12 protein-coding genes are annotated in these 12,649 nt (G+C 40.7%); 1 reads left to right on the forward strand and 11 read right to left on the reverse strand.

Features of this window, described 5'->3' with window-relative positions; translation table 11 throughout:
- Positions 1-5: 5 nt before the first annotated feature.
- The 8 genes from FCN14_RS07415 to FCN14_RS07450 form a co-directional block, all read right to left on the reverse strand.
- Positions 6-2,015 carry a LysM peptidoglycan-binding domain-containing protein gene (locus FCN14_RS07415; protein WP_138430565.1) on the reverse strand — a complete coding sequence of 670 codons (2,010 nt, stop codon included), beginning with the start codon at positions 2,013-2,015 and terminating at the stop codon, positions 6-8.
- A gap of 126 nt (positions 2,016-2,141) precedes the next feature.
- Positions 2,142-3,815, reverse strand: a complete 1,674-nt coding sequence (locus FCN14_RS07420; RefSeq protein WP_138430566.1) for an NAD+ synthase — start codon at positions 3,813-3,815, stop codon at positions 2,142-2,144.
- Positions 3,816-3,837: 22 nt separating this feature from the next.
- Positions 3,838-5,514 (reverse strand): amidohydrolase, encoded by a 1,677-nt coding sequence (locus FCN14_RS07425; protein WP_138430567.1) that lies wholly within the window; start codon positions 5,512-5,514, stop codon positions 3,838-3,840.
- Positions 5,515-5,584: 70 nt separating this feature from the next.
- Entirely contained in the window at positions 5,585-6,067 is a 483-nt protein-coding gene (locus FCN14_RS07430) for an NUDIX domain-containing protein (protein WP_138430568.1), read from the reverse strand.
- 11 nt (positions 6,068-6,078) lie between these two features.
- Positions 6,079-7,731, reverse strand: coding sequence for a CTP synthase (gene pyrG / locus FCN14_RS07435; protein ID WP_138430569.1), 1,653 nt, complete (start codon positions 7,729-7,731; stop codon positions 6,079-6,081).
- Between the two features lie 219 nt (positions 7,732-7,950).
- A complete protein-coding gene (locus tag FCN14_RS07440; RefSeq protein ID WP_138430570.1) occupies positions 7,951-8,739 on the reverse strand; it encodes a glycerophosphodiester phosphodiesterase in 789 nt (262 codons plus the stop codon).
- Between the two features lie 64 nt (positions 8,740-8,803).
- Positions 8,804-9,136: a hypothetical protein gene (locus FCN14_RS07445; protein ID WP_138430571.1), complete on the reverse strand. Its 333-nt coding sequence runs from the start codon at positions 9,134-9,136 to the stop codon at positions 8,804-8,806.
- 1 nt (position 9,137) lies between these two features.
- Positions 9,138-9,485 (reverse strand): hypothetical protein, encoded by a 348-nt coding sequence (locus tag FCN14_RS07450; RefSeq protein ID WP_138430572.1) that lies wholly within the window; start codon positions 9,483-9,485, stop codon positions 9,138-9,140.
- A gap of 79 nt (positions 9,486-9,564) precedes the next feature.
- Between FCN14_RS07450 and rlmB the strand changes: the two genes are divergently transcribed.
- Positions 9,565-10,308 carry a 23S rRNA (guanosine(2251)-2'-O)-methyltransferase RlmB gene (rlmB, locus tag FCN14_RS07455; protein ID WP_138430573.1) on the forward strand — a complete coding sequence of 248 codons (744 nt, stop codon included), beginning with the start codon at positions 9,565-9,567 and terminating at the stop codon, positions 10,306-10,308.
- A gap of 202 nt (positions 10,309-10,510) precedes the next feature.
- Here the strand turns inward: rlmB and FCN14_RS07460 are convergent, their stop codons facing one another.
- From FCN14_RS07460 to ndk, 3 genes are all read right to left on the reverse strand, one after another.
- Entirely contained in the window at positions 10,511-11,758 is a 1,248-nt protein-coding gene (locus FCN14_RS07460) for an exo-beta-N-acetylmuramidase NamZ family protein (RefSeq protein ID WP_138430574.1), read from the reverse strand.
- A 251-nt stretch (positions 11,759-12,009) separates the two neighbouring features.
- A complete protein-coding gene (locus FCN14_RS16010; RefSeq protein WP_281280644.1) occupies positions 12,010-12,135 on the reverse strand; it encodes a hypothetical protein in 126 nt (41 codons plus the stop codon).
- 62 nt (positions 12,136-12,197) lie between these two features.
- Positions 12,198-12,629 carry a nucleoside-diphosphate kinase gene (gene ndk, locus FCN14_RS07465; RefSeq protein ID WP_138430575.1) on the reverse strand — a complete coding sequence of 144 codons (432 nt, stop codon included), beginning with the start codon at positions 12,627-12,629 and terminating at the stop codon, positions 12,198-12,200.
- Between the last annotated feature and the right edge of the window lie 20 nt (positions 12,630-12,649).

Consider the following 12,649-nt stretch of genomic DNA (forward strand, 5'->3'; position numbering starts at 1 on the left):
CCGTTCTATTCAGGCTTTATATTCAACTTTTGTCCCACATAAATTCTGGAGTTATTCAAATTATTAAGACGTTTTATTTGGTTTACAGACACCCCAAAAGAATTTGCGATCTCAATAAGAGTATCATTACTTCGAACGGTGTACTGTATCGTTTCTCCAGAATCAGATGCCGAAGCTAAGTAAGCTTCCGTTACGTCTTTACCCGATCGCTGTTCTCGTTCAATCTGCTGCTTTTTACTAAACGACATCGTATTTACCTGACTATAATACGCTTTTTTCGATTTCGGAACATATACTGTGATGTCTTCTCCAGCCCTGATAACATTTGAAGTACCATTCCATGAGCGAATTTGCCATGCCCTAACATCATACCACTCTGCAATATGTCCTACGGTATCGCCGCTTTTAACTTCGTAGCTAAGAGTAGCAGAATTAGCCGGCGCTTTTGATTTTGAACGTTGTTTACTTTTGGTAGAGGTTTTACCTCGTGGCTGATTGGTCGGTCGATTTACGGCAAGTTGTTCATTACTTCCTGGAGCAAGAGGAACAACAATTTTCTGACCAGGATAGATAGTACTGGATAAACGTTCATTACTCTCGTAAAGTGCTCTAACCGAAGTTCCATATTTTTGGGCAATATATCCCAACGTTTCTCCGCTATTTACGGTGTGCATAGCTACGTTTTGGCTACGCTTATTTTTAGGTATATCCTCATAGTTGGATGCGAATCGTTGTTTAGTTCCTACCGGTAGTTTCAGAGGATAGTTATTTCCGGGAGGTGTTGCCCACCTCAATAATTCTGGATTATACTCCTTCAGCTTATCCGTACTGATTCCAGCGGCATCAGCTAACGCATCTAACGGCATTAGTGGAGCTACTTCGTAAACCTTGTAATTATACTCCTCATTCTTGTACTCTTCTTTGAATCCAAACTCTGTAGGGTTCATATTGATCATAGTAGCTGCAATAAAACCCGGAATATATCCCTGTGTCTCTCGGGGAAGATAAGGGTAGGCGGCCCAATAGTCTTCTTTTCCTGCAGCACGAATTGCTCGCTTTAACCCCCGTGGACTAATATTATAATTAGCCATAGCCAAATGCCAATCGCCCCAAATATTATACAGGTCTTTCAGGTGCCGGGCTGCAGCACGGGTTGCTTTTTCTGGATCACGTCGTTCATCAATCCACCAGTTCACTTCTAAACCATACATAGAACCGGTAGCACGGATAAATTGCCACATTCCCACTGCCGCTGCCCAACTTCTTGCACGTGGATTCAAACCGCTTTCTACCATAGCAAGGTGAATAAGTTCGGTAGGCAAGCCTTCTTCTTCAAAAACTTGACGCATCATTGGAAAATACTTCTCTTTCCGCTGCAACCACGATTCCATAACCTCCGGTCGTTTAAGGGTAAAATACATCAGGTGACGATTTACCTGCCTATTTTGCACAAGGGGTACTTCTGTTTTAGGAGTAGTAATATTTTTGGGTAGCACATACTCTTCTTTTACCCACTCATCATTATCCGAAAATAATTCTTCTTGAATCGCAAAAATCTCCCCCTCTTCCTCTTTAAAGGTATCTTTAATTCCATAAAATTCGCGGTATTCAGTCATTACTGATCGGTACAGCTCACTAAAACGAGGATTCGACTGAACCTCGGGATAGGTATCCAGCAGTTCCTGCAAAGAGTTAAGAGCATCTTTAATATGCTTTTCTGCACTTAGGGGATCATCCTGAACTTGTGCCTCTACAGCATTTACATGTGTGCGATATATATCAGAAATGCGACGCATTACATCTTTTTCAAAGTTGTCCAGTTTCTGTTTTGCTGGCTCACCAGAGGCAGAAAACGCTTCATCTTCCGACACCATAGGGTTATCATAAGGCAACAGCTTTGCTGGAATTTCAACCTCTTTAATTTGAATAGTCGTAGTATCTTCTTGTTGTGCAATCCCCGAAGAAACACCGACAACAAAAAATAAAATTAAAAATAAATGTAGCTTCTTCTGCATAGAAATTTCAGTCTTAATAGATTAAGATGTACAATGCTTTATGATATATCGCTTTAGTGAAAGCTCCCCCAGACCTCACCGAAACAAATTAACGAATACAACGCTATTTTAGCATAAAAAAATTTACTATCGATTTTTGGTCCAGCCTTGTACTATAGGCACCCTTCTTCCGGTGCCAAAAGCTTTATCGCTCATTTTTAAAACCGGTGCTGCCTGAAAGCGTTTATACTCCATATTATCGACCAAGATAAGAATTTGTTTAACAAGCCCCTTATCATAACCTCGACTAACAATCTCTTCAAGCGAGTCTTGGTCTTCAATATAAGCCTTTAAAATAGCATCCAGAATTTCATATTCCGGCAAACTATCCGCATCGCTTTGACCGGGACGAAGCTCTGCACTTGGCGGTTTTTCCAAAATACTCTTTGGGATAATCACCTCATCAAAATACTCATTATTCAGCCAATGAGCCATCTCATATACTTCTGTTTTATAGAGATCAGCAATAACACCCAATCCCCCGGCCATATCCCCATATAATGTACAATAACCTGTGGCTAACTCCGATTTATTGCCGGTATTTAACAGCATATGTCCAAACTTATTAGAATAAGCCATCAATAACGTACCACGAATACGAGGTTGTAAATTTTCTTCAGCTACTCCAAAAGGAGTCCCATCAAAATAGGGACTCAAAGACTCATTAAATTGGTCATAGATATCCCCGATCGGTAGCTCATGACAAGTAATGCCCAAATCACCAGCCAGTTCTTCAGAATCACTTATACTCCCCACAGACGAAAATTCTGATGGCATCGTGATACCTACAACATTATCTTTTCCCAATGCCTCAGCAGCTATTGTCGCCACCAATGCAGAATCAATTCCGCCGCTCAGTCCTAGTACTACCTTATCGGAAATACCCGTTTTCTTCAGATAGTCCTGAAGCCCTACCTTTATACCTTCAAACATCTGTGCAATTGGCTTAGGCACTGACGAACTACTATCAGATTTTGCTTGTAGGGCTGACGCATCCTCTTCCCACTGGAGATCTACATAATCAGCTCTAAACAGGTTACAACGTGCCACAAGTTCTCCTTCTCCATCAATAGCCATTGAATCACCATCAGAAACAAGTTCTGTATTGCCCCCTACCTGGTTAGCATAAAATATCGGAATGCCCCATTCTTGAGCATGTTGTTGCAGCATTTTTTTGCGCTTTTCAGGCTTATTCCGGGTATAGGGTGAGGCCGAAACATTGAGTATCGCTTCAGCTCCTGCTTCTGCCAACTCTTCTACAGGGTTTACATCATAGCTGAGATACGAAAGCTCAAAATTATGCCAAATATCTTCGCAAACTGTTATTCCCAGCTTTCTACCATTGAATTCGATGCACTCAAAATTGGTACTGGGCTCAAAATATCGCAATTCATCATAAACATCGTAAGTAGGGAGCAATGCTTTATTAACGGTTGCCACAAGCTCACCATCTTCAGCAAGTATTGCGCTATTAAAACATTTGCGTCCGCTATCGCCAGCATTTGCTGTTAGGGTACCAAATAGTATTGCTGATCTATCTTTAGTGAGATCAATAACACCTTCATTAGCTTTATAAACGGACTCCAAAAACTGGGAACGTTCTACAAGATCCATCGGAGGATATCCGGGAACAACCAGTTCAGGAAGTACTAACAAGTCTACATCCGCATTTTCTGCATCTATCATGGCCTTTTTGATGAGCTCGAAATTCCCTTCGAGATCACCAACAGTTGTATTAAGTTGGCCTAAACGTATTTTCATATAAAAATTAGATCACCAAAAATTACTGTTCTGCTTTGTATACTTGTTCGCCGGCAACCCAGCTTTCTAACACTTCGGTCTGCCATATTTCTATGGCAGGAACTTCAAAAATATCTCGATCAATGATAATAAAGTCGGCCCATTTCCCGGGTTCCAAACTACCTAGCACATCTTCTTGATGCCCCGCATATGCAGCATTTATTGTAAATGATTTGAGAGCCTGAACCCTACTCAAACGTTCAGAAGGATACCAGCCTCCTTCAGGATTTCCCTGGTGATCTTGACGGCTAATAGCGGAATATAAACCGTAAAAAGGATTTACATTTTCTACCGGAAAGTCAGATCCCGATGCAACTACTGTTCCTTGCTCCCAAAAGGTTTGCCATGCATACCCTCCTTTAATACGTTCAGGACCAACACGATCTTCGGCCATATTCATATCACTTGTAGCATGAGTGGGCTGCATAGAAGCGATAATATCCAACTCTTTAAAGCGAGGTATATCATTGAGAGATACAATCTGAGCGTGTTCAATACGGTGTCGAAGTCCCTGTTCGCCAAGGCTGTCTTTCACATTATCAAAACTATTGAGTGCCACTCTATTGGCACGATCTCCAATAGCATGAACATTTGCCTGGTATCCAGCGGATGCTATTTTTGAAATCCTATCAGTCAGTTCCTCTTCTGATACAAATAATAATCCTTTGTTATTTGGGTCATCAGAATAAGGCTCGATCATAGCTGCCCCACGACTTCCCAGTGCACCATCGGCATAGAGCTTTACACTTCGTAGTGCTAGTTTATCATTAGCGTAAGAACTTAGAGGACCAATTTCTGACAAGGTATCAAAGGTATTGCCATCATCACTTATCATGGCATATATACGAGTCGTTAACTTCCCATTATCAGCAAAATCCTTATATAGATTCCATGCCTCTACAGATACTCCGGCATCATGCGCTCCTGTTAATCCATGACTGCGCATCTGTTGCAGCGCCTTTTCAAAAGCGAGCCTTCTTTCTTCATCAGTAGGCTCGGGAATTTCAGATTCGATAAGACTCATAGCGGCATCCACGAATACACCGGTTGGCTTTCCATTTTTATCACGAATAATTTTACCCCCTTTGGGTGCTTTCGTATCTGCAGTAATCCCAGCCTTTTCCATTGCTTTGGAGTTTGCCCAGCCAGCATGGCCATCGACACGTGTTAACCATACAGGACGTTCATGCTCTATTTTATCAAGCTCATCAGCCGTTGGGAACCGACCAATATTCCAATGCGTATGGTTCCAGCCGCGCCCCTTTACCCAATTTATATCAGTATATTTAGTTGTATAATCGTCAACGCGAGCGAGAGTTTCTTTTAACGATTGGGTTCCTGTAAGGTCAGCATTCATCTGCTGAAAACCCAACCCCATCACATGTCCATGGGCATCAATAAGTCCGGGCAACATAATTTGGCCCTCCCCGTCAATTACTTTGGCGGTTTCCATTTCCACAGATGAGGCGTCACTATATACATCAATAACCTTACCGTTTTCAAATGCTATTGCAGAAAACGCTTTGAGCTCGCCGTTATAAAAAGTATATCCTTGTACATTTTTTATAACCGTTTTTTCTGCCTTATTGTTTTTCTGACAAGAAGAAATAGCTAATACACAAAATAGGAACAGGACTAAAGAAGATCGCAAGGTAGACATGGGAAAGAATTCGTTAGAATTTAAGCCTCTAAATTTATGACAATCAAATTAGGATAAAAAATGTATTCATTTAGATCTTTGATGTACCAGTGAATACAGGATAAGTGTACCGTTTCTCCCAATTCTTTAACTTGTCTTCTAAACTCTGGGGTGCCCAATCAATATTTTCCAGTTCCGCGAGAGGAATCCACTTCAGCTTATGCAACAGCTGCTCATTTTTCTCCAGTTCAGGGTCATAACCAAGCTTGGGACTACCACTTTTCTTTTTGACCTCAAAATAACACTCCACTGCGTGAAAGGGAGGTGATACCAATTCATTAAGGTGCAATAACTCGCCAACTTCAATTTCCAAATTGGTTTCCTCGCGGAATTCCCGTTTTAAACAGTCTGTCATTGTTTCTCCAAAATCAATTCCCCCTCCCGGTGGCATCCAAAGCTGCTCATCCGTAACTGGAGAATGGATTTGGGTAAGCAATATCGCACCTGAATACACCATCAACCCACAAACACGAGTACGCAGTTTATGGGCAAAAGCTGATACATCAGCATTCATAAAAGAAGCAATTATGTTACAGTCGCCTTATCCTTATTGACCGGAAAATTCAATTCGTGCTGCTTTCCATATTTTAGGCTGGCTTTTACAAAATCCACAAAAAGAGGTTGTGGATTATTTACGGTAGAACACAATTCTGGATGGAACTGAACCCCTACAAACCAAGGATGATCGGGAAGCTCAACGATTTCAACTAGATCACGCTCAGGATTAAAACCCGTCAGCTCCATTCCTTCTTCAACAAGCTTATATCGCAAATTGTTATTTACCTCATATCGATGACGGTGGCGCTCCTTGAACAGCTCCTTACCATAGGCTTCATGAGCTTTTGAGTCAATCTTCACCTTGCAGTCGTACAGGCCAAGGCGCATGGTGCCACCTTTATCCTCAATATTCTTTTGGTCGGGCATCAGATCAATAATAGGATACTCCGAATCCTCATTAAATTCTGTACTGTTGGCGCCTTCCCATCCACATACATTGCGAGCATATTCAATAACAGCACATTGCATACCTAAACAGATACCAAAATACGGTATATCATTTTCTCGGGAATACCGCGCCGCAACGAGTTTTCCTTCTATACCACGCCCTCCAAAGCCGGGAGCAACCAACACCCCGGATACATCATTGAGCTTATCCGCGATATTTTTTCCAGTCAAATCATCGGATTGCAGCCATTTAATATTTACAGAACAATCATTGACAGCCCCAGCATGAATAAACGCTTCAACAATCGATTTATAAGCATCATGGTGCTCCACATATTTACCGACCAATGCTATATTAATTTCAGTAGATGGGTTGCGAACAGCTTCCACAAAACCAATCCATCGCTCAAGGTCGGGATCGGTGGATTTTAGGTTTAATTTACTGATAACACGTTCATCCAATCCTTCACCCTGCATCAATAAAGGAACCTCGTAAATGCTTTCGGCATCTAAAGAAGCGATAACATCATCATACTCGACATTACAAAACTGTGCAATTTTATTACGGATGGTATCATCGAGCTCATACTCCGAACGTGCTACAATAATATCGGGTTGTAACCCACTTTCAGAAAGGGTTTTTACAGAATGCTGAGTTGGCTTCGTCTTAAGCTCACGCGCCGCTGATAAGTATGGCACTAATGTAAGATGAATGGAAAGAGTATTTTCTCTACCTACATCATAACGAAGCTGACGAACAGCCTCAATATACGGTAAGCTCTCGATATCCCCTACCGTTCCCCCTATTTCAACAATTACCACATCGTAATCACCGGATTCACCCAGTGCAAGAGTATGCGATTTAATTTCATCGGTAATATGCGGTATTACCTGTACTGTTTTACCGAGGTATGCTCCCTGCCGTTCTTTTGAAATAACATCGTTATAGACCCTGCCTGTTGTTACATTATTCTCTTGAGATGTACGGATATCAAGGAATCGTTCATAATGACCTAGATCCAAATCTGTTTCCGCCCCATCTTCAGTAACGTATACCTCGCCGTGCTCATAGGGATTCATCGTTCCGGGATCCACATTAATATAGGGGTCCAACTTCTGTATTGTCACCCGTAATCCCCGAGCAACAAGAAGTCGCCCTAAAGAAGCACAGATAATTCCTTTTCCCAGTGAAGATGTAACTCCGCCTGTAACGAAGATATATTTGGTGGCCATGAGAGCAGTTATTAATTAATTGAGGCGTTTATAGTACGAAATATCATCCTGAATTTATCTCAAGATCATCACCTATAACTTATAAAAGTATTTTGACCCTGAAATAACCTCAGAAAAGAATCAATATTGGGATTCCTACATATTTGAAAAGAAAATAGAAGGTTTGCGCTCAGCATTCAAATGTGAGCATCAGTTTTTTTAAAAATAATAGATCCTACCCTAAAAACGATCTTTTACCTGATGTAATACATCAGGTTTGTTTGTAAAGATGCCGGTAACACCGGATTTAATCAACTTTTTCATCTTCCTTTTACTATTCACCGTGTAAATAAAATGTGGGATTCCGTGTTCTCTTAAATCACGCGCCCATTTTTTACTGAATTGACGGAAGCTACAATTAAAAGCATCCGCAGAGAATTCTCGTACTTGCTGGTGAGGTAATTGATTCTTGGACTGGTGCTTATTATACAACAATGCAACAGGAATTGTCGGATCCAGTTTTTTCAAATGCTTTATGACCCGATAATCAAAACTGGAAAACAGCACATGCTCTTCCATTCCATACTGTTTGACTAACTCCAGACTTTTTTGTTCTACCCCTCCATCAATGATATCACTTACAGCTTCGGTTTTAATCTCAATATTGAGGGCAATTTTTCCGGCTGCAAATTGCAATACTTCTTCAAGCGTTGGTATCTGCTGACCTGCATAATTTTTACTGAACCAAGAACCGGAATCCAGTTTTTTCAATTCTGACAGTGTGTATTCCGGAACATAACCGTTGCCATCGGTATGATTGTCCAGTGACAAATCGTGAAAGACAACAGGTACTCCATCCTTACTCATCAATACATCTAATTCAATCATTTCGGCATTCATGGCTACAGCTCCTTCAAAAGCAGGCATCGTATTTTCCGGGTAATAAGCACTGGCTCCGCGATGGGCAATAACAATAAAGCCGTCACCATCATCAGAATACAATAGAGGTAAATTGGGATCTTTTGCCATGATTGATTGCGCTTCGATATTAATATTAGCCAAACAAAAGATCGTAAAGATTAAACAAAACTTTTTAATCTTCATTCCTCTCTTTCCACTGTAAATAATCGATGAGCTCTTGAATCTGATTCCTTTGGTAAAAAATGAGCCCTACATTTAACACAAATACTACGATTATAATGGTTAAAAAAGTGTCGCCAAGTTGAGTTATATCGTAATAAAATGAATATCCAAAGAAGAGAATAGCAGCGATATTAACAGCCAGCAATATCCACTTATTGCGATATTTTTTATGCAAGGCTTCAACCTGCTCGCCGATTGGCAACGAAAGTTTGTCCTTCTTTAGATGAATATTTAAATATGAGTTAAGGCGTTCCTGTTCTTCGGTATTACTAAAATCAGTCATCTTAATTTTTGGCTTTCATCACACGCTTCATTGCATTGCGAAGCAAAGAGCGCGAATCATACGATTTTGATACCGTAATATATAGAAAATATAATCCAATCATTGTTGTTACACTAGCTACCATTGTAAATGCAACTGATACCCATAATGGATTAATAAATCCCAGAATTGAAGCTCCTATCACTGTAAGCCCCATAAAAATCTGACAGATACCTACAATAAAATGTAGCGTATTTAAGGTATGTACCTGTTCAACAAAATTTGACACTCGGGAATTGCCCGTTGAATCTTGTATATTTGACAAATTGGAATGCGTGTACCATTCACTGTCATTATTCTTTTTATCCATAGTATGTCCCCTTATTTTTTACCGTAATCAATTATCAATTTAAGATTAATTTTCACTTTTTCAATCCCAGTTAATATTTATGGACAACAAAGATACTAGTATTTACATCTATGGGCGAAATACTGTTCGAGAAGCCCTTACCAATGAAGCAGAAAAGGTAGAGAAAATATTTGTCCGCGATTCTATTCATGATTCTAATATTTCAACAATATTTGAAGTAGCTTCGCAACACAATATCCCCATCTCTCATGTACCTGGTTCTAAGCTGTATGATTTGGTGGGTGGGGTTAATGACCAAGGGGTGGTTGCATTACGAAGTGAAGTCAGTTATTTAAACTTTGGAGAATGGCTCGATTCTATCGATACCTCTACTTATCCGGCAATACTACTGCTCGATGAGATTGAAGATCCCGGCAATTTTGGAGCAATGTTACGAACAGCCGCTGCTGCCGGTATTTCTGCAGTCTTGGTTCCTAAACACCGCCAAGCCCCAGTGAATGCTACCGTCTATAAAACCTCGGCCGGAACGGCAGGACGCATTCCTATTGTCCGTGCAGGCAACCTTAACCAAGCCATCTTAAAACTCAAAGATGAAGGATTTTGGATTGGAGGACTGGATATGAGCGGCGATCAGTCATTATGGGACCTAGAAGTAGACCGGGCCCTTGCTTTTGTTATAGGTAATGAAGGTTCCGGAATCAGCGAAAAAACCTTAGAACACTGCGATTATAAATTTTCCATCCCTATGGAAAACCACGTAGAGTCGCTCAATGCTTCTGTTAGTGCTGCATTATTATGTTATGAGTGGCATCGAAAAAAATAATTTACTGCTTTCAGGCTTTATAAAACCTCATCCCGGTAAAAACTTATGCTGCCTAAGCCAATTACAAATGTCATTACTATGGTAGTTATTAATAGAGTCATCGCCTTGGTATGTGAGTTAATATTGCATTAGCTTCGCATACCAATTTCGGGGGAGCAATGTTTCAATTTGGTTATACATTTTAGAAAAAAACGTCTTTAGCTTACATGCTACTTTCGTTGTATAACAAGTATCTTGACCGTTTCTCTGAAAATTCTTTTCCCGTCTTTTCCCAGTTTTCAAGATAGGTATTCTTACTGAGCTGCCTTAATAACTTTTTCTTATCAATACCGCTTAACTTTTGGATAAAATCATTGAGCTCAGCGTCAGGTGTAGCGTCCAGCATAACAGAAAGTAGAGTGACACCGAGCTTAACAGGATCAAAAGCCGTTGGGTCTGTCACCTGAATTCTGATACCATGACACCTTTCATCTTTAAAATCAGGATTCCGAGACTTACCGGGTATAGCTTTTGGTGTAAATGAGATACGTTCAATATTAACTCCAGAAAAAGAACGGCGAAGTTGGGCAATATGGCCTGAATTCAATTGAGTTGTAGGAGACCCAATTTTGAGAAAAGGATCGGAGGTGCCACGCCCTTCTGATATATTTACACCTTCAAAAAGTACCGTTCCTAAATAAACAAAAGCATGGTCGAAAGTAGGTAAATTGGGCGAAGGTGATATCCAATCCAAACCGGTTTGTGACCAACGCATGGAACGCTCCCATCCTTTCATCGGAATAACTTTGACTTCAGCATCATCGGCATTCGGTATCCACTGCTCGCCTACCATCATTTTAGCTAACTCTCCCAACGTCATTCCATGTACCATCGGGATAGGGTATCGCCCTACAAATGATTGATGATCTTTTTGCATCATCCAACCCGATATAAGCTCTCCACCTGCAGGGTTCGGACGATCAAGCACCCAAATAGGAACATCTTCTGAAGCTGTTGCAGAGATTATATTACCCAAGGTTACATTATAGGTATAAAATCGACCTCCCACATCTTGCATGTCAAAAAGCAAGAGATCAACCTTTTCTAACATATCGGGAGTAGGCTTTTTTGTATCTCCATATAGTGAAAATACAGGTAACCCAGTGGCCTGGTCTATCCCATCCTCTATTTTTTCTCCTGCTCCTACATCTCCGCGAAAACCATGCTCAGGGGCAAAAAGGGCCGTAACATTGACACCACTTGCTAACAAGGTATCCAACATATGCGAACCGGCTACTCGTGCTGTCGGATTCATTACCAACCCTACACGCTTGCCTTCCAACTCAGTGATATGGTTTTCCAGCAATACTTCTGCCCCTACTTTCACTTTGGGTTGTAATTGCGAAAAACTGCACGCTGTAACCAGCATACAAAACAAGAGATAAAAAACTAATACTGCCATTCGCTTCATTACAATACTACTTTTGGGGTGAGAATTAATTGTATGTCGGTTATTCGCTCTAATCTAAACTTACTGAGGCATGGAGGAGGGGCTTTGGGTTACATCCAATTCTTGAATGCAAGCTATTTCGCTTCTGCAGCATTTCGAAAATTCTGATTGATCCTACTTGAATGCCCTATAAAATTTTCATCCTCGGCCTCGGTGTATACAGGCACTTCATAACCCTCTTCCTTCTCTTTCAGGTACCAGCTTTCTTTTTATTACTCCAATACAGGCGTGCATTTCGGAAAATACTTCACGTTTTTCGCCTTTCCCTTTTCTGCAAAAGCAAACCAGTCTTCTACATTTTCGTCCGGAATTGGAAAACAATATGCTATCTTTGTCATAGGTAGTTTCCTAAAAAAGAGAGGTCACCCAACACGAATTGGATAACCTCTTGAATTTATTTTTATGCTTTATTAGCTACCACTTCTGCTTCGGTAAAGAAATAGTTCGCTTCTTTTAGACCATTCTCAACAGAGTCAGAACCGTGAATAATATTTTCACCGACACTATCTGCAAAGTCAGCGCGGATAGTTCCTTCTTCAGCTTCACTAGGATCAGTAGCTCCGATAAATGCTCTGAAATCTTCAATAGCATTTTCTTTTTCAAGTATCATCGGTACGCATGGGCCACTGCTCATGAATTCGCAAAGCTCATCATAAAAAGGGCGTTCTTTGTGGACGGCATAAAACCCACCGGCCGTATCTTTGGTCAAGCGGGTCATCTTCATAGCAACGATATCAAAACCAGCTTCCTGGATACGACGGGTCACTTCTCCAATCAATTCTTTTCGTACACAATCTGGTTTTAAAATAGTAAGAGTTCGTTCAACAGCCATAATCAATTAAAAAAATTTGT

It is taken from the genome of Fodinibius saliphilus, from assembly GCF_005869845.1.
In the GTDB taxonomy this organism is placed as follows: Bacteria; Bacteroidota; Rhodothermia; order Balneolales; family Balneolaceae; genus Fodinibius; species Fodinibius saliphilus.